Annotated in this window: 23 protein-coding genes and 1 pseudogene; 7 read left to right on the top strand and 17 right to left on the bottom strand. The window is 43.0% G+C overall.

Features of this window, described 5'->3' with window-relative positions; translation table 11 throughout:
- Entirely contained in the window at positions 1-951 is a 951-nt protein-coding gene (locus GM612_RS07985; RefSeq protein ID WP_155431857.1) for a carbohydrate ABC transporter permease, read from the bottom strand.
- On the bottom strand, positions 923-2029 hold the full coding sequence (locus tag GM612_RS07980; protein WP_155431856.1) for an ABC transporter ATP-binding protein: 1107 nt from the start codon (positions 2027-2029) through the stop codon (positions 923-925). Before GM612_RS07980 ends, GM612_RS07985 begins: the two co-directional genes overlap by 29 nt.
- Positions 2030-2224: 195 nt before the next feature.
- On the opposite strand from GM612_RS07980, the gene GM612_RS07975 reads away from it, so the two are divergent.
- From GM612_RS07975 to GM612_RS07965, 3 genes are all read left to right on the top strand, one after another.
- On the top strand, positions 2225-2725 hold the full coding sequence (locus tag GM612_RS07975) for a methylated-DNA--[protein]-cysteine S-methyltransferase (RefSeq protein ID WP_155431855.1): 501 nt from the start codon (positions 2225-2227) through the stop codon (positions 2723-2725).
- A gap of 65 nt (positions 2726-2790) precedes the next feature.
- Positions 2791-3366, top strand: coding sequence for an LOG family protein (locus tag GM612_RS07970; RefSeq protein WP_155431854.1), 576 nt, complete (start codon positions 2791-2793; stop codon positions 3364-3366).
- A 105-nt stretch (positions 3367-3471) separates the two neighbouring features.
- Positions 3472-3966, top strand: coding sequence for a hypothetical protein (locus GM612_RS07965; protein ID WP_155431853.1), 495 nt, complete (start codon positions 3472-3474; stop codon positions 3964-3966).
- A gap of 230 nt (positions 3967-4196) precedes the next feature.
- Here the strand turns inward: GM612_RS07965 and GM612_RS07960 are convergent, their stop codons facing one another.
- On the bottom strand, positions 4197-4514 hold the full coding sequence (locus GM612_RS07960) for a thioredoxin family protein (protein WP_155431852.1): 318 nt from the start codon (positions 4512-4514) through the stop codon (positions 4197-4199).
- A gap of 117 nt (positions 4515-4631) precedes the next feature.
- On the opposite strand from GM612_RS07960, the pseudogene GM612_RS07955 reads away from it, so the two are divergent.
- Positions 4632-5594 (top strand): annotated as a pseudogene (locus GM612_RS07955) (3-hydroxyacyl-CoA dehydrogenase family protein).
- Positions 5595-5742: 148 nt separating this feature from the next.
- A complete protein-coding gene (locus tag GM612_RS07950; protein ID WP_425500343.1) occupies positions 5743-6552 on the top strand; it encodes an alpha/beta hydrolase in 810 nt (269 codons plus the stop codon).
- Between the two features lie 117 nt (positions 6553-6669).
- Here GM612_RS07950 and GM612_RS07945 read toward each other — a convergent pair whose 3' ends face one another.
- The 12 genes from GM612_RS07945 to scrK form a co-directional block, all read right to left on the bottom strand.
- Entirely contained in the window at positions 6670-7143 is a 474-nt protein-coding gene (locus tag GM612_RS07945) for a glutathione peroxidase (protein WP_155431850.1), read from the bottom strand.
- Between the two features lie 416 nt (positions 7144-7559).
- Entirely contained in the window at positions 7560-9008 is a 1449-nt protein-coding gene (locus tag GM612_RS07940; protein ID WP_343031855.1) for an NAD(P)H-dependent oxidoreductase, read from the bottom strand.
- Positions 9009-9010: 2 nt separating this feature from the next.
- Positions 9011-9640, bottom strand: coding sequence for an NADPH-dependent FMN reductase (locus GM612_RS07935; RefSeq protein ID WP_155431848.1), 630 nt, complete (start codon positions 9638-9640; stop codon positions 9011-9013).
- A 359-nt stretch (positions 9641-9999) separates the two neighbouring features.
- Positions 10000-10650 carry a TetR/AcrR family transcriptional regulator gene (locus GM612_RS07930; RefSeq protein WP_155431847.1) on the bottom strand — a complete coding sequence of 217 codons (651 nt, stop codon included), beginning with the start codon at positions 10648-10650 and terminating at the stop codon, positions 10000-10002.
- A gap of 12 nt (positions 10651-10662) precedes the next feature.
- Entirely contained in the window at positions 10663-11820 is a 1158-nt protein-coding gene (locus GM612_RS07925; RefSeq protein ID WP_155431846.1) for an ABC transporter permease, read from the bottom strand.
- A complete protein-coding gene (locus GM612_RS07920) occupies positions 11817-12542 on the bottom strand; it encodes an ABC transporter ATP-binding protein (protein WP_155431845.1) in 726 nt (241 codons plus the stop codon). The genes GM612_RS07925 and GM612_RS07920 overlap by 4 nt, the downstream gene beginning before the upstream one ends.
- Positions 12543-12691: 149 nt before the next feature.
- Positions 12692-14125: a DUF5776 domain-containing protein gene (locus GM612_RS07915; protein WP_155431844.1), complete on the bottom strand. Its 1434-nt coding sequence runs from the start codon at positions 14123-14125 to the stop codon at positions 12692-12694.
- A 328-nt stretch (positions 14126-14453) separates the two neighbouring features.
- Positions 14454-14696, bottom strand: a complete 243-nt coding sequence (locus tag GM612_RS07910) for a YdeI/OmpD-associated family protein (RefSeq protein WP_155431843.1) — start codon at positions 14694-14696, stop codon at positions 14454-14456.
- Positions 14697-14859: 163 nt separating this feature from the next.
- The gene (locus tag GM612_RS07905; RefSeq protein ID WP_155431842.1) at positions 14860-15597 is read right to left on the bottom strand and encodes a DUF6198 family protein; all 738 of its coding nucleotides are present in this window, start codon (positions 15595-15597) and stop codon (positions 14860-14862) included.
- Between the two features lie 23 nt (positions 15598-15620).
- Positions 15621-16016, bottom strand: coding sequence for a VOC family protein (locus tag GM612_RS07900; RefSeq protein WP_155431841.1), 396 nt, complete (start codon positions 16014-16016; stop codon positions 15621-15623).
- A 13-nt stretch (positions 16017-16029) separates the two neighbouring features.
- Positions 16030-17028 carry a zinc-dependent alcohol dehydrogenase family protein gene (locus GM612_RS07895; protein WP_155431840.1) on the bottom strand — a complete coding sequence of 333 codons (999 nt, stop codon included), beginning with the start codon at positions 17026-17028 and terminating at the stop codon, positions 16030-16032.
- 19 nt (positions 17029-17047) lie between these two features.
- A complete protein-coding gene (gene scrK / locus GM612_RS07890) occupies positions 17048-17923 on the bottom strand; it encodes a fructokinase ScrK (protein ID WP_155431839.1) in 876 nt (291 codons plus the stop codon).
- A 299-nt stretch (positions 17924-18222) separates the two neighbouring features.
- On the opposite strand from scrK, the gene GM612_RS07885 reads away from it, so the two are divergent.
- Complete coding sequence (locus GM612_RS07885) at positions 18223-19206, top strand: LacI family DNA-binding transcriptional regulator (RefSeq protein ID WP_155431838.1); 984 nt, start codon at positions 18223-18225, stop codon at positions 19204-19206.
- Between the two features lie 198 nt (positions 19207-19404).
- Here GM612_RS07885 and GM612_RS07880 read toward each other — a convergent pair whose 3' ends face one another.
- Positions 19405-19923 (bottom strand): AP2 domain-containing protein, encoded by a 519-nt coding sequence (locus GM612_RS07880; protein ID WP_155431837.1) that lies wholly within the window; start codon positions 19921-19923, stop codon positions 19405-19407.
- A gap of 328 nt (positions 19924-20251) precedes the next feature.
- Between GM612_RS07880 and GM612_RS07875 the strand changes: the two genes are divergently transcribed.
- A complete protein-coding gene (locus GM612_RS07875; protein WP_155431836.1) occupies positions 20252-21709 on the top strand; it encodes a hypothetical protein in 1458 nt (485 codons plus the stop codon).
- 109 nt (positions 21710-21818) lie between these two features.
- On the opposite strand, the gene GM612_RS07870 is transcribed toward GM612_RS07875, so the two are convergent.
- Complete coding sequence (locus tag GM612_RS07870; protein WP_155431835.1) at positions 21819-26273, bottom strand: MucBP domain-containing protein; 4455 nt, start codon at positions 26271-26273, stop codon at positions 21819-21821.
- Positions 26274-26326 lie beyond the last annotated feature (53 nt).

The raw sequence follows: 26326 nt of genomic DNA, 5'->3' as shown, positions 1-26326 counted from the left end.
TCAGTAAGACACCCGCTTCCCTAATAATTTAAATTGAATCAGCGTAATCGCTGCGATAATGGCTGTCAAAATAACTGACTCAGTACTAGCAAGACCATAATTACCATTTAAGAAGGCATCTTGATAAACCCGGTAAACCAGAAGATTAGTCGCATTGTTTGGCCCACCAACCGTCATCAGATCAATTAAGCCAAAACTCTTAAAGGCTTCAATTAAGGTGACAATCAAGACAAAAAATAAAGTGGGTGAAATGAGTGGTAGTGAGATCTTAAAGAATTGAGCTGTTTTGCTAACGCCTGCAATTTCAGCGGCTTCAAATAAACTGCTGGGTAACTGTTGCAAAGCACCAAATAAAATCAAAAAGGTAAAGCCTAAGTTCATCCAAACCGTGGTCATGATGATCGCTAATAGCGCAAAGTGAGGATCAGCCAGCCAGTTGATCTCCGGTAAATGGAGTGCTTGAGAAATCTGAGCAAAAACCCCTACCGATGGATTGAAGGCAAATAACCAAAAGATTGCAGCAACCGATACTGAAATACCCATAGTTGACGAAAATAGAGTCCGAAAAAAGCGAATGCCCTTCAAATGTTGTTGGGCTACGACTGCTAAAACCATTCCTAAAATAATCGTAAGAATGGAGACGGCAATGACATAAACGAACGTGGCACCTAAACTAGATAAATAGGCTGGATTCTTAAATAAATTCAGATAGTTACTAAAGCCAACGAATACACTGGCATGACCAAAATTATCAGTTAGAAACAGGCTTAGGTACATCGTCTTCAGCATTGGCCAGAAGACAAACACTGATAGGATCAGCAAGGACGGGCCCAAAAATAAGGCAACGTACAAACGGTCCTTTCGCCATTCTGTTGCTGAGTTCAGCCCAACTGGAACTAGTTCTTTACTTGGTTCTTCTGGGTTAGTATGCTTGGGAAGTGATTCTAGCATGCTGTAAATCCCCCTTTTGTCTTGTAATGAATTCCTTGGAATGAGCATCAAAAACATCAAAGCCTTCAATAGCTGTGATTTTAATCAGGTCATCAACCACTACTGATATGGTACTATCAGCCAAGATTCGAATTGTCTGAGTGTCATTTAAAACGGCCGATATGACGGACTGATCACCTAAATAAGAAACGGTTGTAACTCTGGCATTGGCATTTTTAGGACCAATTTCAATTTGAATATCAGACGGACGGATTCCGACTAATACTTTATTGTCAACATTTAGATTGCCGTTCAGCTTCAAATGCAGCGTACTATCGACGACCAATTCGTTGCCCAAAACATCCGCGGATAATAAGTTAATCTGCGGGGTACCGAAAAATTGAGCAACAAAGGCATTTTGGGGGTGTTGATATAGGTTAACTGGTGTATCGACCTGCTGGACTTTTCGGTCGTTTAAAACTAGAACACGGTCTGCCATTGTCATTGCTTCAACCTGATCATGCGTCACATAAATGACAGTTAGACCTAGATTACGTTGAAGTTGTTTTAATTCGATCCGCATTTTGGCTCGGAGTTGTGCATCGAGGTTAGACAGCGGTTCATCCATTAAACAAATTTTGGCATCACTGGCGATGGCACGTGCTAAGGCTACCCGTTGACGTTGGCCACCAGAGAGTGCCTTGGGCTTGCGGAGCCGAAATTCAGTTAAGTTAACCATTGCAAGAGCATCCTTAACGCGATTCTCAATCTCAGCAGCTGGCAACTTTCTTGATTTAAGACCGAAGCCAACGTTTTCGGCCACTGTCATAAAAGGAAACAGTGCGTAACTCTGAAAAACCATCGATAACGCGCGGTCTTTCGGTGGCATATCATTTGCCAGCTGACCATTGATGGTCAATTGCCCAGCCGTAATCGAAGTTAAACCCGCAATCATACGAAGTAGCGTACTCTTGCCGCAACCAGAGGGGCCAACGATAACGAAAAATTCACCGTCGTTAATTTGAACTGAAACATCCTTCAAAACCGGCTGTGAACTTTCATCGTACTTTTTTGCCAATTGCTTTAACGTAATTGTCAATGACTTTCACCTGCTCATTTTAATTTGGCAGTGATTTCTCACTACACTTGCATTGTATCGACTGTTCGTATCGTTTCTGCATAGGTTAGGTATCAAACGTGTAAAGTTCTAGAAAAGAATGACTTGATTAGTTGTTTGCCAACTCTTGCAAAATAGATTAGGCTACTGGTAAATAATCTTTTAGAAGGTGGAATCATGTTACGAACTACTTATCATTCACCAATAGGAAAATTAATTTTACTAGCAGATGAACACTACCTGCTGGGCGTCTGGTTCAAAGGGCAAAAATATGAAGGCTCCCACTATGACTTGAACAATATTAAAGTTGGTGTCTCACCTATTCTTCAGTGCACAAGTCAATGGTTGAACGATTATTTTGCTGGTCATCAACCAGCCATTTCCGATTTACCACTTGCACCACGAGAAACCGACTTCCGAAACCAAGTCTATAAGGTTTTAATGACTATTCCTTACGGCAAAACAATGACCTATCAGCAAATTAGGCAACGATTAACAGTCGTTAACGGTCGGCCAACCGGCTCCGCCCGATCAGTCGGTGGAGCAGTCAGTCATAATCCGATTTCGATTATTATCCCCTGTCACCGAGTGGTTGGCAGCGATGGCAGCCTTACTGGTTATGCTGGTGGACTTGATAGAAAAAAAGCTCTTTTGACTTTCGAAACCACTTCCAAATAACTGATTGCTATGTACAATGTATAATACAAATTGTCTCTATCTAGGGATTCTAAAGGAGCTCATCTATGTTAAAAAGAATTGCTGCCTATTGCGGTGCTTCAACTGGGAATCAGGTAATCTATCAACGGTCGACAATTAAATTAGGTCATTTCCTAGCTGCCCATAATTTTGAATTAGTTTACGGCGGTGGTGGAGTTGGTTTGATGGGTGTGCTTGCTCAAACTGTAATCGGTGATGGTGGTGTCGTTCATGGCATTATGCCAAAGGAACTAGCTGCTCGAGGCGCTAGTGATCATCACCTAACGAAACTGACAATCGTCGATAATATGTCTGAACGTAAACGACTCATGATGAATCTAGCCGACGGTTGCTTAGCCATCCCTGGGGGACCAGGAACGTTAGAAGAAATCTCGGAAGCTTTTTCTTGGGCGAGAATTGGCGATAACGTTAATCCCTGTGCACTCTTTAATGTCAATCATTATTTTGACCCACTAGCTACCTTTTTTGATCAGATGGTGGCACAGGGATTCCTAACAGCGGAACACCGCAGCAAATTATTATTTTCAGACAACCTCAACTCGATTTTTAAGTTCATGGAAACTTACACTGCACCAACGATCCGCACTAACTATGAACATTGATTAAAAGCCTTTGCTCAAGAAAAGAGCAAAGGCTTTATATTTTCAATTTGTGGAAATGTTGGGTAAAATAATAAGTAAATAAGACACCGAAGGGACTGACTTGCCATGATCAGTAACGAGCATTTCTTGACCCAGATTCAAACTGATGTTTCCCAAGAACTCATTTCTCTTGATAAGCAGGCCTCTCAACATAAACGGGCAACTTTTTCCCAGTTGATCTGCCTAGTGTTACTGTTAGTTTCAGCGATGGGAACATCAGCAATTGAACCACTTTCTCAACAAAAAAATATCAGCTTTGAACTGCAACGTTTTTTGACGGATCCATTTCAAATCTTTCTGATCATTGTAATGGTCGTATCGTTTGCTGCTTCATGGTTATTTTGGGCACGGGATATCAAATACCAAGAGCTAAGTCCGCAATTTGCCAAATTATATAAGGAGCACGCAGACATGATCAAGAATTCAGCCCCCCTAACGGATCTAACAGCTCATTTTGAAAATCAAATGGCACTTGCTAGCCACTATAATATCCTAAGCAACATTATCGCCTTAGCGGTTATTGCCGGAATTGTTTTATATCAGTTCCACCCACTTTATTAGTTATAAGAAATGAGGCGGATCACTAAGCATTAAAATATCAAAAAAGCGGTACCAGATAACTCACCTAATTCAGGAAGTATCTAGTACCGTTTTAATTAGCCAAAATTTAAACAGTAGTATGTACATTTAATGTTAAAGGAACTACCTACCATAACTTTAAATAGGACTGCTGCTAAATCTAAATATGCTTCATTTCTTTTGACCATATTTACAACGATGTCGTGGGTATATTAGACTGCCATCAACTTTTCCAATTTAAGTCTTAGTACTTTCCCAGTAATCGTTCCAAAAACAACATCAGCAATTTGACCTTCTTGTTTAATGACCAATGTGGGCGCACTCTTTACGCCAATCGCTTGAGCAACGTAGGGATCACGATTAATGGTAATGGCCAGAATCTTGACTTCATCCCCAATTTGAGTATCCAATTGGTCTAAGACCGCATCCATCTGGCTGCATGGTGGGCACCAATCTTTTCGAAAGTCGACAACAACCAATCCGGTAGCCGTTTTCTTTGCATATTCATCGTCATGAATGATTTGAATCATCAACCAGCCCCCCTTTGCGCTTCATTATAGACTGGAAGCTGTAGACTAACAACTAGCAAAAGATTGTCAGCGTATACAGTGTGCTAAAATTAAGAGAAAATACATTTAAAGGGAGCAATGACGATGACTGAATCACAAATTAAAACCATCACTAACATTGGAGCAGGTACGATGGGACACGCTATCACGCTGCAATTTGTAATCAATGGCTTTTCAGTTAATTTATTGGACAGTAATGAGGCAGCCTTAAAACAAGGTATGCAACGCATTAAAGAAGATCTGGAGACCTTCAATCAGGCCGGTTTACTCAGCGATTCGACAGTCAATATTTTAAATCAGATCCATCCGTTTACCAGTTATAAACTGGCACTCAAGGATGCTAATTTTGTCATTGAATCGGTTATTGAGAATATGCAGATCAAAAAGCAAGTTTGGCAAACCGTTGAGCAATTCGTCGATGAAGATGTGATCCTCGCTACAAATACTTCAGGTTTAGATCCCTCTGACATGCAGTCCGTTTTGCAACATCCGAAACGATTTGTGGTGGCTCATTTTTGGAACCCAGCACAACTAATGCCACTAGTTGAAGTTGTTCCCGGCAAAAAGACAGCTCAGACCACCGTTGATCGAGTTGTCAACCTGATGAATAAGGTTGGTAAACACGCAGTGCCGCTGAAGAAAGCTGCACTGGGATTTGTTGGGAATCGTATCCAATTAGCAGTTTTAAGAGAGGCTTTTAACATTGTTAATGAAGGAATCGCTACTCCTGAAGCGGTGGATGATATTGTCAAATACAGTTTGGGCCGTCGCTAAAGTTTAGTGGGCCCAATCGCTAGCGCTGATTTGGGTGGCCTTGATGTATTTAAAAACATCAGTGCTTACTTGTATGCTGATTTAGCCAATACTGCGGGCGTTGATCCGAACCTTAAAAAGAAGGTTGATGAAGGTCACTTAGGTTTTAAAACTGGTAAAGGTTTCTTTGACTGGTCTGGTAACACTGGTCAGACGACCGTTAAAAAACGTGATGCAGCCCTCCTTAAAATGCTTAAAACGGATCAGGAACAATCTCAGCAAAGATAAGCCGTAAGCAAGTTCTGAAGGATAAAATGGCTCGTGAAACCTTTATAATGTAAAGACTACTTTAAGCGCTTTCCTTCGCTTAACAAAGCCAATTGCTTGACCTTATCGACGGATTTTGGCATACTCACCATGAAATTATTCTTTGGAGGTGGGTAAGATGCAAGTTAAGCGCGATATTATTTATGATGAAAACAGACATTTAACGCTGGACGCTTACCATGAGGAAAATAAGCCCTACTTAGGTCTAATTATTGATATTCATGGGGGTGGCTGGTTCCGTGGGGATAAAGCCAAGGACGAGGACTGGGCAACCCGGTTAGCCGAACTTGGCTACATGGTTTTGGTGCCAAACTACCAAATGACTCCCGACGTTTATTATCCAGAACCGTTGTCAGACATGAACAGTTTAATGGTGTGGATCAACCGCAGTGAGTATAATCAAATGCCAATTGGAGTCGTTGGCTCCTCAGCGGGAGGAAATATGGCTGTTGAAATGGCAATTCGTTATGGAATTCCTGCCGTTTCGCTGTCTGGTATTCTCGACATCGACGATTGGTTAGCTAAGCACCAAGATGTGGTCGCAGCTGAAGGCGATACCAGTGCCTTTAATCAAAAGGCCAGTGCAACGATCAACCAATCTGGTGCTAATGACGCATTCTATAAGTGGTTCGTCATGAATTACTTCAATCAGCGAACGGATGAACTAGAGGCCGCCACTCCTGTTCACCGAGTTAATAGTCGGACTGGCGCTATGTATCTGGCAAACTCACTAAATGAATTTGTACCAACCAGTGGTGTGTTAGCAATGGCCAACGCGCTAACTGAGGCTGAAGTACCATTTGAGCTGAACATGGTCCCTGGTACTCGACACGCCAAAGGGTATCTCGATGACGTATTCAATCAGACCGTTGACTTTCTTCAACGACACGTGTTAGTTGAACACGTTGAAGTCGAATAGACTGCAATGCAGCAACTCAAGTAAGTTCAAAATCAACTCACAAACAAGCAAAAACCGCTTGAAAAGGAGTATTGAAAGCTCCCTTTCAGGCGGTTTTTAAAATTAATTTGAATATATTCATTTCTTAGCCAAAGCAGCCACGATGGCTGGTTCAATCTTTTCCGGTTTGAAAACTGGCGCGTAACGGTCAATTATCTGGCCATCCCGCCCAATCAAAAATTTAGTAAAATTCCATTTGATTCGGCCATGCCCTGCAGTTTCTTTTAAATACGTAAATAGTGGATCCTCATCATCACCGTTAACCCGGATCTGCTTAGTCATTGGAAAAGTGACGCCATAATGCATCTGGCAGTACTCGCTTGTCTCTTCATCAGATCCTAATTCCTGATGAAATTGGTTGGATGGCAAGCCCAAAACTTCGAAGCCCTGATCATGATACTGTTTGTAGAGCTTTTCGATTCCTTCCAATTGTGGTGCTAAGCCACACTTACTAGCGGTATTGACAATCAGAACGACCTTTCCGCGGTAATCAGCAAAGTCAATTTTTTGGCCACTCATTTCAGTTTCTTGAAATTGATAAATATCACTCATATCATAGCCTCTTCTCTTCTTTAATTGTACACAATTTATATTAGCGCTTTTATTTAATAAATACAATGATATTAAACAATTATTAGAAACTGACACGAAAAGTAAGCCACACGATGGCAACAGCTACAGCTGAATAGATTGGCTTTTGATAAATCAGTTTTACTCAAAACGAGAGCAGATTTCCACATCAAAAAAGAGAGACGGACAAACTCGGTTTAATTCCAAAATATATGCAAAGAGCGTCGCAGATTCCAAACAGGAATCTGCGACGCTCTTTGCATATATGGCTGGAATCTGAGTCCTGAAGATTGAGGCACATTTTTAACTAACTCTGCGCTAGGAAATTGGTTTGATACTTAACAATATTAACTTTTACCCTCCACTCTCTTATTCAAAACCCTAAAACGATTCAATTTTTAGTTCTCTGAGGCGCCAGTTGTGGCGTCCGTTTCTGGTTCCGGAGTTGGCTTTGCGTCTGCTTTTTCGCTCTCTGCATCATATGGCTTAGCTGGCGTTTCTTCTGAGGCTCCGGTCAGCGCATCAGGATCAACCTTTTCTTCAGGTTCCGGTGCCAGCTGAGTGGCGCCAGCATCTGAAGCACCCGTTGTCGCATCCGTTGCGGTAGCAGCTGCAGCTTCACCAGCAGCCTTCTCACTGGCACCAGTTGTGGCGTCAGCTTGGCCACGGGAATGACCCTTTGAAGCAGCGGTAACCGCATCCAAGCCCGTAATTGGTGAGATCGGTACAGCATCGAAATCCTTAACCAGCTTTTGGCCGGTGGCAGCCAAGTAGTATTTCAAAATCGGCATAATATCGATCACTAATTCGTTAACCCCACGGTAACGGCGATTCTCATCGCGCATTGCACGGTAATAATGCATCACATGCTGATTAGGCCCCGTTTGAGCAGGCATCGAAACCACGTCTGATTCACCGGTTCTTAACGCATATAGAACTTGCTTGACGTGTTCGATCACTCGGTCCGGGTGAACCGCTGCTAATGGATCACCAACTTGATCAGGGGTTCGTGGTGCCAGCATGTGAGCTGCATCAGCATTCTTATTGTAGTAAATAAACTGGTTATTATCATCTGCATACGTTAACTCACCAGCCATGGAATTCAAGAAGTAGTTCAACTGGTTAACGGTCAATAGCCCGCGGTCAAGTTTAACGTAGTCACCACCGCTTGCAGCGTGGGTCTTTTCAGCTGCTTTTTCAACCCATTCTGGATCAGTCATGTCGACGTCTTCAACAGTGGTATTGACGGCATGTTTAGAGTCCATATCTTCTTCCGTAGCACTCTTTGGATCTGGTGCGTCCATCAATTCGATCACCTTCATAAACGTCAAAAACTTCTTCAGTACTGAATCTAGAAATGCAACTGTCCGTGGATCCTTTAAATTACCATCTTCATCAAAGGCCTCTTTAGCCTGGCTCAAGAGAAATTCATTTCCGGGCATCACAATGGCATTCACACCTGGTGATTCAAGAATTTGTTTTAAATGCAGTTGGGCGCGTGACGACCCTTGAATGTGATATGAAGCGCCCACGATCCAAACGGCTTTGCCATCTAAAGGATGCACGTTATTCGACAGCCATTCGATCACGTTCTTCATGGCCGCTGGAACAGTATGGTTATGTTCAGGAGTGGCTAAGATCACGCCGTTTGCACCGGCAATTTTACGTGCAATCGCATGAACATCAGCATTATCATTGTGATCTTCATCCTCATTAAACATTGGCACGTTATTGATATTTAAAATTTCAATATCAACAGTCTTCTTAAAGTGTTTGCGCATAAACTCCAGTAGCATGCGATTATATGATTGTTCACCGATTGAACCGGCAATTGCAACTAATTTCACCATTATTGTTCATCTCCCGTTAAACCATTGTCCCATGTAAAGGCCGTTGCAGCTTCTTGTTCGTGCAACTTCTTGGAATTATCCAGCTGACTAGTCAAGTCAACAAATTCCAGAAAATCATCAAATAAGCCGTCAAGTTTTTGAGCTTCCGTAGCTGACTTCAGATCACCATTATCATCGAAGGCTTGCAGCGAGTGCCCCAGCAAAAATTCTGAGCTTGGTAACACGGTCGCTTTCAACTCTGGTGAATCCAAAATCTGACGCAGTTGCGCTTGAGCTCGGGAAGCACCTAAAGTCCCATATGAAGTACCAACGATCATAACGGGCTTATCCATCAGTGGATGGATACCATACGATAACCAAGCTAATGCGCTCGATAACAGCGCTGGAATGGAGTGGTCATATTCAGGAGTCCCAATAATGACACCATCCGAAGCGTCAATTTTATCAGCAATATCACGCGCTTGCTGCGGCACGAATGCCTCAGTTGACTTCTTAAAAATCGGCAAGCCCTTTAGCTCAACGACTTCGATGTCAGCTTCGTCAGCGTACCTTCTCTTCATATACTTTAACAACTTCCGATTGGTTGATTTGGAGGTATTAGTCCCCACAAGTGCAACGAATTTTTTCATTGGTTGGTCCACCCTTCCGTTAATTATCTAAACAGGATCGTCAGGTATCAATTACTTATGCGCATTCCAATTCAATTATATAGCTCTATGTGAATAAATCCACAAATAGTACTATACCTCTTTCTTTCTGAAACATTTTAACACTAAACCGACAAGAATAAGAGGTAAAACACTAAAAAAATTCATTTTTTAAAAATTTTAATATATACTATTGGAATTTTAACCTAATTTCTCCTTTATAATACCGTTAGAATAAAAAACGATTTTAACCCTGAATCGGCTAAAATCATTTATTTTCAACTGGGAAAACTCGCATCCAGTCTATTCTTATCTCGTTAAAAAATTAATAGCTAATCAGTTCATTGACCCGGTTTGCCGATGGCCCGCATGATGATATCTTCAATTTGCTGCAAATCGGCATCTTCATCAATTGTTAGATCTGGGGCCAGTAAATTACGTTGTAAAAAGTAACCGAGTACTAAACTGACCATAGTGCGAAAGACAACCAATGGTGACGCATCTTCTCGCAAGCCACCCGTTTTTTTTAGCCGACTGTAAATTTGCGTCAAAAACTGTGGAGAACTGGCTGAGAGCAGATCATAAAAATGACTGAGCATCTCTTTATTGGTCATGACCTGACTGATCAATATCATGGTCACTTGAGAATTTTCTTCTACAAAATCGAATCGGTTACGAATAAAATAGTGAATCTCATCGCGCAGTGTTTGTAACTTCGGAAAATGGCCCAAGAACTCGTCACGGTAATTGGGAAATAAATGCCCTAAAAGGGGCTCTAAAATGGCCTGCAACAGATCATCCTTTGTTTTAAAATACTTAAAGATCGTCGCCTGACTAATGCCAGCATTTTTCGCAATTGCCATGGTTGAAGTGCCGTCAAAACCCTGCTTGGCAAATAATTCCAGCGCGGATTTCATTGCTGAACGCTTACCAGCTGGCATCTTTTGCCCATCTAACCATTCAGAATAACTAACAGAAATTTCCGGTTCCATTTTTACACCCCCCTATACTTTACGATAACGTTTGAGACCGACCACGTTTAAAATGGTCAAGACAACAAGGAAAATCAGTAACACGCCAATGTCCAGCCCAAACGAGGTCAAATTTTTACCCTGCATCATGATCCCGGTTACGGCATCCCCAGAATATTTAATTGGAATGACATAGGAAATATCCTTGATCCAACTGGCCATTGAATCCATTGGAATGATTCCTGAGAAAAAGACTTGCGGAATAACAACCAGTGGAATAAATTGCATCATCTGGAACTCGGAATTAGCGAAGGTTGAAAGTAAGATACCAAAGGCCAGTGCAACCAAAGCTAGTATCAAATTGATGATAATGATGTTAAATACACTGCCGACCACTTCTACACCGAGCAACCAAATTGTCGCCACAACAATCAAAATAGTTTGAAAAACTGCCAAGATCCCGTAGCTAGCCATGTAACCGAAAACGATCTCTGAGCGCTTAACTGGCGTGGCAAGCAGCCGTGAAAGGGTGCCACTGGTTCGTTCCTTCAGAAGCGCCATGCCAGAAATCAGGAAAACAAAGAAGAACACGAAGAAGCCCATTAGAATTGGCAACATTTTATCAAAGAACCCGGTACTTGAATCCCCATAAACGTAATGGTTAGTAATTTTAGGCGATGCACTTTGCTTTGATGCTGAGACCTGTCCCTGAGATTGAGCGCGCAATTTTTGCTGTGCTTGGACTGGCAGCATCTTTTGCAGCTTGTTGATCGTCGCCTTTGCAGCTCCGAGTTGAGTCTTCATGGTCTTCACGTTGGCGGCAACTAAAGCGCTCCTAAAGGCCATCTTAACCGCGGAGGTTTTGCTCGAGTCAGTGTTGGCGTGAGTGATTGTGTAATCATTTCCAGATTTGTGAATGATGGCATCTATTTTATCATCTTTTAGCGCCTTACGAGCAGTTTTTGTGGACTGATAATGCTTCACATTCACGTGCTTAACCTGATTTAAATTCGTCGAAACACTACTTGAAATAGCGACCGTTCCAACGTTCACATTGGTGGTCGAATTGGCCGTAAAAATCACACTCATCAGCCAGAGAATTAAGATCGGTGCCAAAAACATCAGTGCCAGGGTCCGTTTGTCACGTAGTAATTCTTTAATGACCCGGTTCATTATCGCAATCGTTCTCATTTGAATTCACCTTCCGCCTTCAAAAATACTTCTTCAATTGAATCCACTTTGTATTGCATCTTAAGGACGACTGGTTCGTCAAATGCAATCACTTTTCCGCCCAGTAGCAGGGCTACTTTATCACAGAGTTCCGCTTCATCCATGACGTGCGTCGTGATCAGAATACTGCGCTCTTCATCACGAATGGCATTTAATTCCTTCCAAATTTGACGTCTTAACGCTGGATCGATGCCCACCGTTGGTTCGTCTAAAATTAATAATTCGGGATTACCCAGTAACGCAATTGCTAACGACAAACGCCGCATCATCCCACCAGAATAACCACTGACTCGTTTATCCAGATCGTCGGCCAGGTTAACCACGTCAGCCACATGAGAGATTGAATCGCTGATTTCAGATTTGTGAATCCCCTTCATTTGCGCATAAAACTTTAAGTTTTCGCGGCCAGAAAGCGTTTCATACAAAGCATCCGTCTGTGCCATATAACCAATTCGAGCAAGCAACTGACGATTTGGCATGACTTTGCCAAATACCGTGGCGCTGCCGCCATCAGCTAACTCCATACCAAGCGCCGTTTTGATTACGGTTGATTTCCCGGCACCAGATGGTCCGATCAGTCCAACGATTTCGCCGGACATCACCTGTAAGTTGATATCTTTTAAAACGGTTTGCTTGCCGAATTTTTTTACTAAATGGGTTAAATCAATAATTGCGTTTGTCATTTGAATCCCTCCATTCAATTTAGGTAAGTGATTGATTACTCACTAGTGAGTATATACTCACTTTTTCGATCCGTCAACGCTAATTTCAAAAAAATAACCCCATTTGAATGCAGCAAACATCCTTGTGGGGTTATTTTTTAAAGTATTTATTACTTCGTCCAGCCGACCAACTGCTTATTGGCAGTGACATATTGACCGTTAGTTAGCTGATATCGGGTGATTTTTCCACGGGTCACGAGTCTGCGCACACGGAGAACTTGACCCTTCTTGTAGCTACCCATTCTTTGACTCTTCGTTAATTTACTCCTAGGGTAACCAAATATCTTTTTCACCAGGGGCAAGATGTTCTTGGTATTAGATTGATAATACAGATTCGTCACGAACTTCGGGTTAGCCGTAATGTAACCACCCTTGACTCGGTACCGTTTTGTGCCGTGCTTAGAGTAATCAACCCCCAAAACTTTGAAACTTGGGGCTTTAGTCCGTGGCTGCTGTTTGTATGAGTGCAGCGGTTTAGTGAGGTTGACGTTGCCGTGCAGTCGCATGGCTCGCTTGGCATAAACGGCGTAAGGATACTTCACTTTGATCTGAGTATCTGGCTGATTCGGGTCTGGCTTGGGACCCGGGTTCGGATCGGGCAACTGCGGGTCACCACCATTTTCCTCAGGTGGCACGATCACCGGTGGGACTTCTTTAACTGGTAGGATGCCAAGTAAAATGGTGTAATTTCCAAGGTTTGCTTTGGAGGTCAACATGGTTCTGTAAAAGGCAACCCCATCAGTCATCCCTTCAAATTGGCCCAGTTGAGCGTTGGCCACTACGTTATCTGCTGGCGTGAATTCATGACTGAAAATGAAGTCATCATCACTAACTAATGATGTAGTTCCTGAGGTAATGGTTAACCCGACACCCTGCACAACGGTTGCAAACTTTAAATTATCCGTATAGTTCACCTGGATCATCTTAGCTGTCGAAGTATCTGAAGGCTTATCGAAAAACTGAAACCCAAAAGCGTTCTCCCCCACCGAAACCGTAGTCATATCAGTTGGGAAATGAATTGAAGTGATTCGATTATCGGTAAAGGCAAAGGCCCCAACTTGCTGAACACTAGTCAGGTCGATTTGTTCTAACTTATTTTGTGAAAAGGCCTGATACCCAATAGTGGCAACGTGTGCTAAATCGATTTGACGAATTTGGTTAAATGCAAAGGCACCATCCCCAATCGTTGTGACAGTGTCTGGCAATATAACCTTTTCAATCCCGGGACATTTTAAAGTATTGGCATTTAAAAATGTTCGCTGACCAATCGTCTTCACTATTCGCCTGTCTAAACGTGCTGGAATAACCAGACATCCGCCGTTTTTGAATTCATCCATAATTGTCTGTGGCTCTTTTAAAGATAGCACCCCACTATCATCCACCTCGGCATTGCTAGCATCTAGGGTTATGGTTGGCGCTATCTCCTGCGTCGCAGCCTGAATCACTTCCTCATTGAATGGCCGCAAAAATATGCCTGCTGTCAAGGCTGTCCCCATCAAGAATCCGCTTACAACCAAGTGTAACGTCAACTTTTTCGTCTTCATTTTGTCGTCCTCCAAACAAAATTGACTGATCTGATATATTTACAAATAGCTTATGTAAAGTCTACCAAAACTTATTGATCAATCTCAAGGAAAGGATGATTAAATTTTTAAAGATTTCTACCTATTTATTAATGATTATAATCCCCTGTTTCAATAATGTTAGCGTTTAATCAAAAATACTACCATCTTTAAATGGTAGTATAAATTATAAATAGATGAAATTGATTAGAAAAAGGCTCACCTGAATTTGATATTAAGTTTTTGATCACGGGTTATCGTAATCATGCAAACAGACCGTCAAGTTGGCAAATCGCACTCCGCTCTCACATTACTTTTGCCTGGAATCATAAGCTCGTTTCGACTTAAACCCCGCCTTAAATACAGTCTTCATAACTTCAATGTGGCGTTGCTTTGTCGCTTCTGCCTTAGCCCCAAAAATAAACCTGGCCCATTCACGTTGATAGCCCGGTGTGAGGTCATCAAAGAATTGCTGCATTGATTCCTCATCCGCCAACAATTGACTGACCGCCGGAATATCGGCTTGGTATTCTGATAATGCTTTTTGTGCCATTTATTTGTGCCCCTTTAACTATTTTATTGAGCCTCAGTATAGCACAACTGAAGGAATCGAACTATTCAATCAAAATTGACGCCTTTGAAGAAGGTCACTTCAAACCCAAAAAGACCCATCAGTTATTGAACTGGTGAGTCTCTTTGGGTTGAAAAACTATCGATTAACGACCAACATCCAACGCTTCGTGTTTTAGTTTAGGGAATACGATGCGGTCGGCGATCCCAGTGACACTGCCTTGGAATAGGAAGGCAAATAAAGTCCCAAGACCGAAGTTGGTGATTGTGCCAGTCATGAGCACTGCAATCAGTGCCATGATTGTCGGTGGCACGTACGAAACCCACATGGCAATGGTGGCATTACCATGGAAGTATCGAAAACGCAAAATTTGAGTTAGATCATCAGCTGGATGCAAGACCAAGTTTACGCGTTGGTAAATGGAGATGGCAGTTCCAATAAAAATCACGCCAATGAAGTTGATCAGAATATAGATGACTACCATGGGTGTGGTTGTCGCATCTGGCATAATTTGGTTAAAAATATTCGAGAACCATTGGATAAAGATGGAAAATGGTAACAGGAATAGAAAATTACCAAAGATTCGATGCCAGTCTAATTCGTGCATTAAGATCGCGTTTAAAAACGAAATCATCATTCCTAGTACCAGGAAGGCCCAAAATAACGCCGTCGAATTATTACCCAAAATGGCGTGGCCTAAGTTGGCTTCCGCCGCCGTCCAGTAAGCCGATCCCAAAAATTGTGGGTGGATATGGCTACTAGTCACTAGTGTCAAGACATTACCAAACGAGTTGAAAACCAGCGAAATGACGAAGTACACTAACGAGGACGTCATACTAATCGTACGTTTGGAGGTTGTTGCCGGTTCCTCAGCAATCTTCATTTTTTCTTCAGACTCCTTCTTCACTATGCCGTCAACTTCTCACAAAATTCAATCTTTTCGTGGTTCGGTCCCTGAATATTGAAGAACCGAATACCGTGACTCCAAAACGTTGGAATGGATTGGATCTCATCATCCAACATCTTAACGCCAAGTTCTTTAACCGCCTTAAAGGCGGATTCAATATCGGTTGTATTTAACGAGATATGGTTGATTGCGCCGTCCACTTTAGCAGTTGGGTCACCCTCCCAAGTTTCGATAATCAAGTTACCCAGGTGCATGAACGCACAGCGGTTTTCACCATTGTGGAACAGGCCTGCAACATCAAAACCTAATTTCTGGTAAAAAGCCATTGTTTCATCCAGATCAACGGCTGGAATCCCCACGTGTTGAATACCATCTACATAATCAGTTAATTTCATGCTGTTTCACTCCTTAATCGACCTTGACAACCGCCTTCGAAACATCCTTGACCTTACCTTCGAGTACGTCAGCAACTTGTGACAAATCGAGTTCGTGGCTAATCAATGGTTCAACGTTGACTTTGCCGCTTTCAAGCAGTGCGATCGAGTCTTCAAAAGCATTCGGATTGATAAATGAACCTTGGATGGTCAGTTGCTTTTGATAAACTTCGTAGGTGTTCATTGAGAAGTGTTGATCTGGTTTACCGACACCAAACATCAAAACTTGAGCACCCTTACGAGTTGCTTCAATGGCTTGTTCTTGAGTCGATGGCAAACCAACGGCTTCGATCACAACATCATAGCCTGAAGGTAACTCATCACGGGTCGTGTTGAAGATGTTAGTGACACCAAACTTGTCCTTGTTTAACTTCAGCTTTGAATCAACGATTCCAGCTAAGTCAACTTGGTGAACACCATAGGCTTGTAAGATTTGAACGAATAACTGGCCCATAAAGCCATCACCGATTACTAATGCCTTTTGATACGGCGTCAACTTTAGTAGTTGAACACCATGAACAGCGCATGAAATTGGTTCAGTAGTGGCGCCAGCTTTCAATGAAACGTTGTCAGGCAAATGGTAAACGACTTTTGCTGGGGCAGTGAAATAGTTTTCCAGACCACCATTACGAGTCACACCAACGGCTGACAGGTTGTCACAAAGCTCTGGACGACCCGTGCGGCAATAGAAGCACTTACCACAGTAGATATTAGGGTCAACAGTGACACGGTCGCCTTCCTTGAAACCTTCAACGTCGGCACCAACAGCCGCCACGATACCTGAGTTTTCGTGGCCTAACACGATTGGTGGCACGGCGTTAGCCGAACCAGGCAAGCCGTTATATAAAGCGTGGTCAGTACCACAGATGCCGGCATACTTAGTGTTGACTAGGATCTCGTCAGCTTTAGGGGTTGGCTTTTCAGCGTCTTGGATTTCCATGTGTTTTGTTGCAGTTAATACTAAACTCTTCATATTTAAAAACTCCTCTTAATTATTTATTAGATTCGCGATAGGCTAATGCAAAATTGCCAATCGTAGCTGAACCATTATTCTTTGCCAGTGGCATAGTGATGTAATCTTCTAGTTTACCAACGTTTTGATAACCGTTCATCAGTTGATCAAATTGTTGGCGAACCTTTTTCAAGAAGGCCTCACTGACGACCCCGCCACCAAAAACAATCTTTTGCGGTCGAATTGCCAGCGTTGTTTGCAGGGCAGCCTGACCAACGTAATAGGCCATGATATCCCAAACATGATCGGTCAACGGGACATCCTTACCCTTCTTACCGGTCCGGGCTTCAAAGGTTGGCCCAGAAACCAACCCTTCTAGGCAGTCACCATGATATGGACAGATACCTTTAAAGTCCAAATCGTCCGGATGGCGTTTCAACCTGACGTGCCCCATTTCGGGATGGCCCAGTGTGCCAATGAATTTACCGTCAACAACCGTCCCAGCACCGACACCCGTGCCAATTGTATAGTAGGTCAAGGCATCGATCTTTTCGTTGAACAGTGTCGACATCACGTATTCACCGTAAGCTGAACCGTTAACGTCAGTCGTCCAATAGATTGGCAGATCAAAAGCGTCCTTCAACATTCCTAAGAAATTAAACTGCGCCCAACCTGGCTTGGGTGTATCAGTAATGTATCCGTAGTACTTGGCGTGCTTCCGGATTTCAATTGGTCCAAACGAAGCAATTGAGATAGCTTTTAAATCTGGAAATTGCTTAAAAAAGTCAATTGCCTGCTGAACCGTATCCTTGGGGTTAGTGGTTGGATATTGAATCTTACGCTGAACGCGATAATCTTCATTACCAACCGCGCAGACAAACTTCGTCCCACCAGCCTCAATGCTTCCTAATAGCATGTTTTTCACCACTCTTCAAAGTATTTGCTGTAATCGTTTTCAAGTAATAGATTATCATGATGCAACCCTCAAAATCGAAAATTGAATACCATTTCACAAACCTTCTTTTTTCAGAAAATACAGCTTTGCTTATGACGACACCGTTCGTAAGCTACGTAAACGTTTCCGAAATTTTACCATCTTCACAAGATTTGATTTAAAATAAGAATGGAATAGGACTTGAAAGTTAATTTAATCGCGTTAAAAGCGAGTAAGTAGCAACCAAAATATTCATTGCATGAAAGAAGGTCAGATTAATTATGAATGAAGAAAACGACCATCTCACGATCCAGCAAATCGCCAAACTTGCCGGGGTGTCCATTGCAACCGTCTCGCGGGCTCTTAACGATCGTCCAGGCATCAGTCGTCAAACTAAGGAACGGATTCAGCGAATCGTTACCCGTTCAGGTTACCGGCCAAGCATGTTTGCTCGCAACATGCGTTCCCAGCAAGCTAAAATGATTGGGGTGATTGTTTCAGACGCCGCCAATGATTACTTTAAAGATATCACTCGTGCCATTCAGGATCAGGCTACCCAAAATGATTATACGGTTCTCATCATGAACTCGGACGAAGACCCTTTTAAGGAGCGAAACGCCATTAAAATGCTTCGAAACTATAACGTGGCCGGCCTGATAATTGCCAGTACCGATGAAACGATGGATTATCAGAAATTACTTGGTAACACCCCAACCGTTTTTTTCGACCGCGCACCGTCTTCAGACAGGCCGCAGTTTGATACGCTGTTGGTCAATAATGAGTTTGGCGCAAAACTAGCCGTTGAAGAATTGATTCGTCAAGGTAGCTCAAAAATTGGCATGATTGCTAGTGGGGTGCGAACTTCTGGTCCAGAGCGGGTAACAGGCTACAAACAAGCGCTAGCAGAGTATCAAATTCCGGTTGATAACCACTTGCTCTATATTAGTGACGTTCAGCAAGTTAAGGCAATGCCTTACGTGCGAAAATTGCTAATCGATCAAAAGTGTGATGCCATTTTTGCCGCCGATGTTTCGTTGCTAAAAGTTGTTTTGGATGAATTAAAGCTATTGAACCGAACTGATATTAAAGTTGCGACCTTTGATAATACCGCCTGGTTTAACTATTTTAAACAGCCGGTGATTTCCGTTAAGCAACCCACTGAAAAAATCGGGCACGACGCGGTAGAGGCGTTAGTTAAACGCATCGAAGACCCCACGCGGCAGGCAAAAGTTCGCCGTCTTTCTGTTCAATTAATTAGAAGATAAGTAGAGATTCAAGGCCAAATAATTTAGCGGAAGTGGAATCGAAACAAAGCTCGTTTTCGCACCAGTAAATTCCAACGCCACTCAAAAAACCACATTAAATATTGAACACAAATAAAACCGGATAAGTTCGTAAAGTTCCCGAACTTACCCGGCTGTCAAGCTAAAAATTCAAATCCCAAAAAGGGTTAATAACAATTCTTAATTAAAATGAACTTGTTGAACTTGGCGTTTAAAATACTTTTGCTCGGCTGCCAATCGCATCTGAATGGCTTCCTCTAAATTATTTGAGGTTTTATTCAAGACGTACTTACCATGAAACCGTAATCGTGCAACGTAACGATGGTAATGGGAATCGTAAGAAACGCCAATCACCCCGGTATGGTTGCGTTTGGTTTTCCGAATTGAAGAGTAAAATACGCCGTGCCCATCCTTCAGTGAGCTTGCGTTACCCTGATATTTATCAAACACTTTATTGTTCAACATTCGTTGATGGTTGATTTCTCGTCTTAAACAGCCGCAGCTTCGAGTCGATTTGCGTCTCAAACTCTGGCTATCAACAATGATTTGATTACCACAGTCACATCGACACAGCCAGCGAGCGTTGCCGTTTTTAGCTGAAGACGGCGCCTTCTTGATCACGACCAACCGGCCAAATCGTTTGCCAGTCAAATCAATTAATCTTGATGAATGTTGTTTAGGATGGTTAATTCCGGGCAATTTGAGGAAACCTCCACTAGTAAAATAATTACTTAAATTATATAAAGTTTATTTTTTGTTTCAATAGTTTAAGTTTGTCTTATTTTTCCACTAACGTTAAATATTCCGGAAAAAATAATTTTCAAAAGCTGACAGCTCTTATTAATCTCGTGATAGCAGTGTTATATCCCTTTCTAAAGGGGTCTCTAGAGAGTGATTTTTCCCCCGATTTTAAGCCCACGGCAAAAAAACGACACACCCAAAAGCCTTGAGATTTCTGGTTTTCAACCAATTTTCTTTGAAATTCAGTTATAATCGACTAGTAAGACTTGTGGGGGGATCTAACAACATGGACTATAGCTACTTATTCACAAAAAATGACGCCATCAATTACCATATTCTTACAGCGTTCAATCACCGGGATGACCACGTGATCAGTAAGCGACAAATTGCTAAGACCAACCACTTTACAAATTACCAACTACATAAGCATTATGAACTGATCAATGCAGACCTATTACAAGTTAGTGGTCAACACAAGTCTAAAATTGTCGAAACGGAAGAACTGACTTGGCACGCACAGAATCTGAACGATTATGTGCTGCAAAAAGTCGCCCTCCTGTATTTACACCGGGCACCACTCTATACCGGTTTTAAATTTCACTTTTTCTACGACAATCAGTTCACAAAACGGCAGTACATCGACGCCAACTATATGAGTACTTCGGTGTTTTACCGCACTTTGGATCAGCTCGATGGCGCCCTCACCCAGAATCATTTCCTTCCGGTAAATATGAAACCTAATGAGGCTGAATTTATAACCCGGCTCCGTTTATTTCAATTCTATAATGCAATGTATAGCACGGGTGAACAACCCTTTAACGAATTGACTGACCAGGTCAATAGCATTATTGACGCGGTTCAGTCACACGTGAAAAATGGTTTGCGCCCGACAGAAATCACAAAGCTCGCTACTTTCACCCGTATTTGGCTTCTACGCATGAACAATGGTAACGCGTTGCCAGCGGGACTGATTACAGCAGTTACGGATTCACCAAACCGGCAACGTTTGCTGGCACAACTGAAACCGATTTTACCTGATAAGAAAGAATTCAGTGATACCGAATTTAACTACTTCTACTTATTCTTAGTCTCGCAGGGATTTTGCGGTCAAGCTGAGATGGTCAAAACGGCGAATAATTTCCCAACTATCGGCAAATTGTCCGATCAGTTTATCAGACATTTAAAAGTCAATGAAGATCAGCAATTTACAGTTGATATGACTCAGTTAAAACCACGCTTGCAGGCCATTCACTTGAGGCTTGTCACCTTCTTCATTGAATGGCCAACCTTCTCGGATTCACGAAAAACCAAATTTTTAGCTGAACTTTACCCGATATTTAATCGCACAGTGACACAAATGATCGCTGATTTACAAAAGAATGGCGTTATTGAACTTAATGAATTAACAAAAACTAACCTGTATTTTAGTTACATGTTTGCACTGATTGACTCGGTTTCGCAAGCGTTCAATGAAAAACCGATTCATATTTGCGTTGATTTCTCTCAGGGTGCACTTTACACCGACTATGTTATCGATTCGCTCAAGACTTTTAATAGTACCCAATTAACCGTTGATAACCGGTTAACATCCCAGACTGATATTTATGTCTCGGACCTTTACACACGACAGATTAAACTACCACAGGTCATTTGGGCGAATCCACCGACGGCAACTGATTGGGCGAAAATTGCTGATTTAATTCTTAAAATACGGCAGCGCAGACATCGGTGTAACAAGAACTAGCCACGCCAATTCTAAATTATTTAATAAAAGTATCAGCAAAACCCCTGGTAGGCATCATTTACGATGACCTGCCAGGGGTTATTTTTGATAGTGATAACCTCAGATAACGCTAAAACTTGGCTTTAACTAATACCGAATATGCTGTGATATAGCCGCCACTCACCAGATACCGTTTGAGCGATTTAACGTGATAGTTGTAACCGTCAGAGTAATCCCAGCCCTTAATGCGGAAGGTTTGTGGCGCAATCGTTTTATAGTGCCGGTTAGGCTTAGTTAGTTGCAGATCATCGTAACGGTTCAACGCCTGCGTCTTCACTGCGAAATGTGGCATCTCAATGCTACCCATTTTTACCAAGGTTTTATTAGCGGTCACGTAACTGCCGTCTTGCAAAACGAACCGAGTCGCTGTGCGTCCAATGATGACGCGTTTAACCTGCAAGACTGTTCCCTGTCGATAATGGACGAGCTTACCCCTCAGATTGACCGATGAGTATGCATTGATGCCCGCCGGATTAATGACTGTGATCTTAGCCGGGGCACTTTGGTAGTAAGCACCACGGACAAACAATGGATCAGCCGTGACGTATCCAACTAAGCCAAACGTACTACTTTCTTCATTGATATCTCGAACTTGAAAACGAAGTTGGTGGTGTGTGTCCAACGCCCAACCGATGACCTTAAATCGCGGCCGGTAGATACGTGGTTTCTTCTCGTAACTAGTCAGGACCTGACTCGTTTCAAAATCCGGGCCGTTATACAATTTAAGTGAATTCAGGGCATAAATCACCTGCCCCATCAGTGCGGGCTTTTCAACTACTACTGGCGGGTTAGTCGCAGGATTAGTTGGGAAGGTTACAGGATTACTTGGTGATCCCGTATCTGGAGTACCGGTGCTTGGTGAACCCATATCCGGAGAGCCAGTGTCTGGTGACCCTGGATTGGAGGAATCATCACCAGGGAAATTACCGCCGATTGGTAGTGTATTTGGATTCCCAGGTGACACGATATTTCGACTATACAAGAACACCAGAGTCGTCGGCAGTTGTTCAAAGGTCGTCGGAATAGTAATTTGTGTGCCACTCGTATTTCTAACTTCTCTAAAGGTATAGCCGTTGATTGGTTGAGCTTGGGTATTAAATGCAGTTTGATTAACCACGTCTGTATCGCTCCCAGTCCAAGTCATATCCGGTGCAATTGGATTACCGATCTGATCGATAAATTTAATGGTAACCGTGACATCACTGCTTCTGTAAACGGCAACCAAGCCTGTCTGCAAATCTTCATAGGTGACGTCACCGACGATTAGTGAACCATCCGCCGTCGTAAAATGATCAAACCGATAACCTGGGATTTCAATTTGCTGTGCTATTAATGCAGTTCCCGAAACCACTGAGTTATAAATTCCGTCCAATTGCCCATCTGGTGCAATTGATTCACCGTCGACATTGGTGTATTTCACGGGTAAATTGACAAGACCGCTGCGGTAAACTGCCTGAATGCCATTATTTTCGACATCTGCAAAGGTAACCGCCAATGTGATCGGTGTCCCATCAGTAGTCGCAAAGTGGTCGAAGCGATAATTCGGAATATCGATTTGAAGTCCAGCTAACTCATCTGCTGTTAATGGCGTCTTATAATCACCTGACAATTGTCCGTCCGCAGCAATGGTTTGACCATCCGCGGTGGTGTATTTAACCGTCAAGTTAACCTGACCGCTGCGGTAAACGGCCTGAATGCCATTATTTTCGACATCCGCAAAGGTAGCCGCCGATGTGATCGGTGTCCCATCAGCCGCAGCAAAGTGGTCGAAGCGATAATTTGGAATATCGATTTGAAGTCCAGTTAACTCATCTGCTGTTAATGGCGTCTTATAGTCGCCTGACAATTTCCCGTCAGTGGCAATTGATTCGCCGTCAACATTGACATATCGTACTGGTAAATTAACCTGCCCACTCCGGTAAACGGCTTGAAGGCCGCCCTCGACCTCGGCAAAAGTTACTGGACCAGTAATTGGTGTCCCATCAGACGTCGCAAAGTGGTCAAAACGGTAATTGAAAATATCAATCTGTTGAGTCTGAAGCTGTTTTGATGTGACGGTTTGATTATACAAACCTGTCAGTTCACCATTTGCTTGAATAGTCTGTCCATCTGGTCCAACGTAGCTGACCGGAATCGTAATGTTGTCAGCTGTATAAACAACTTGCAGGTAGCTTCCTGCCACTAGATATGGTAACGTCGTACTACTTAACGGCGTGACATTGCCATTTGCGTCAACCATATTAATGCTGGCAAATGAATAGTGGGGAATCGTCTTCACAAGGCTAGTTAATAAAGTGGCACTATTGATGTCGTTATCCACACTACTATCTTCACTGATCGGAACAAGATTCGTGCCATCCTGATACCCGTAAGCCACTCTGGCGGGAATTGTATCTGCAAAAAGTACCGTCAAATTTGTCTCACCTGCTGCAGTTATGCCAGTAGACGGAACTAAGTTTGCTAAGCCGTTTTGGGCAACGTAATCACTGTATTTTCCCGTTCCATCTAACACGATATACCTGCCATTTAATCGGTCAGTCAAGTAGCTCATTGGGTAATTGGTATAGGTGTTGTTATTTAAGTCATAAGTCGTACCCACCGGATTGGCGAGCGTTTCCGTTGGTCCAATCACCTTCTGTAGGCCGTCAGCCTGCAGAAACTGATAATTTACATTCACGTTTCCGTATCCATCAGCAAAGTAGTACGGAATCAATACATAAGCCTCAAAGCTATCAGGTGTAGCATTTGGCGCATCGGAATCGTACCCGAAAAACGGGGCATAAACGGTCAGGACGCCCATTTTCCCAGCCGGTGGTTTAAGGAGGTTGCTAAAGACAACTGAGTTCACACCCACATTCGCCCCATCCGCCGTACTGGCAATGACGGCATAACCATTATCACCCGGATAAGCCGTGCCATTATACGGTTTCGTTACCCGTGGCTGGCCATTTGCTCCAAAAACGTTGTAGTCAATCTGAACGCTGGTCGTACCAGTGGGTAAAACCAATGGTGTTACTGGAATGTATTGATAGCGCAGGCCACCCATTGGCGAACTTGGCGAGGCCACCTGAACGCCGGTCCCATCACTAATGGCATTAAAGCTGAGATTAAAATTATTCAAGCTCATTGACTTTAAAGGACTGGCATCTTGAACCATCTGATCAACGATTTGAACTGACGTGAGATTGTGCAAGTTTGCCAGCGCGGTAATATCCCATAGGTATCCGTGATGTGTTGCGCCTTGGTAAACTTTTTGCGTAACGTCACTATCATCAGATAAATTGATGGTCTGCAAATTAGTAGCGTACTGTAGTCCTTCCAGCGTTTGGAGGTAAAGCATCAACTGAGCCCAGTAGGTGGTCGCGTTGTGACTGACGGGATCAGTTTCTTGCAAATTCTTCAAGGTGGTAAAGTCAGTTAAGGTACTCAAACTGGATTTGCTAAAATTGCTTCTAAAAGTCGCAAAAGAACTGTACTGAGTCGCGTAATCCGTTGTGTACAACAGATACTGTAACGCCGTATCGGGCATCCACTCGTCGATGTATGCGGCTTTGGTCGTTGGATCGGTACCAATGGCATCGTCTGGAATTGCCGCTGCATAGTCGTAGCCCTGCCACTTACCCTGGCTGACACTCGTCATTTTGGGATGCACGTTGACGTACGAAAAATTAGTAGAAGTAGAAATGTTGAAAGCATTCGTAGCTTTAATCGCATTGGTGCCATCTGCCGGTACCGGTACGTTCAGCGTTACTTTTTGAATCACGTTTTCACTTAATGGCGCTGGCGCAGTTGTTTCAACCGCTGCTAAAGTCTGAGCTGCCACAGCAGCAATTTGCTCTGGATCAGACGCAAACTGCGCAGCATTTTGAATAGTACTATCATCAAGTGCTGAACTCGTTGTTGACTGATTTGCAGCGGTATCTTGGCTCTCAATTGGCTGCCCACTTTCAGTAGCTAACTGATTGTCAGTTGAAGAGTTGACCTGCTTGTTGGCAGTTTCAGGTGCTGAGTTAGCCTCAACTTCATTGGCGTTTGGGCTGGTGCCACTTTGGTCTTCGGGCTGCGTCGTCTTTTGACTTTGAGCTGTCGTTTGATTCTGAGTGGAATTCGAATTGGGAGTCGGTGTTTGAACCTGTTCCGGAGTTGATTGATCATTTTCAAGCTGCTGTGCATTAGTCTCAGTTGAATGAGAGACAGTTGTTAATGCGGTGTCCGAAATTGACGATTTATTGCTAGCTGAACCGTCAGCAGATGAGCTAACGTTTGCCTGTTCTGTACTATTAGTTTGTGTAGCAGCACTGTTCTGAGAGCCAGCTCCAGCAGTTGCGACTTTCTCAGAGGTTTGAATACCGGCTACGTCCTGTGTCATATCCACATTTGTCGAGGTACCTAGATTCGTATTTTCCGCATGAGCTTTAGTGCTAACCAACAACGAACCGAATAATAGGCTACTAGAGAATAATGCTGAAGCTATCAAGACATGACTTGGTTTGACGGGTTTAGCGCCCCTTTGATATTTAACCATTTTCCTCGCCCCTCTTATGCTGTTGCAACGCTTGAAATTCTGACGACAAATTC

It is taken from the genome of Secundilactobacillus folii (assembly GCF_009720675.1).
Lineage (GTDB): Bacteria > Bacillota > Bacilli > Lactobacillales > Lactobacillaceae > Secundilactobacillus > Secundilactobacillus folii.
This window is presented reverse-complemented; position numbering and strand designations above follow the sequence as displayed.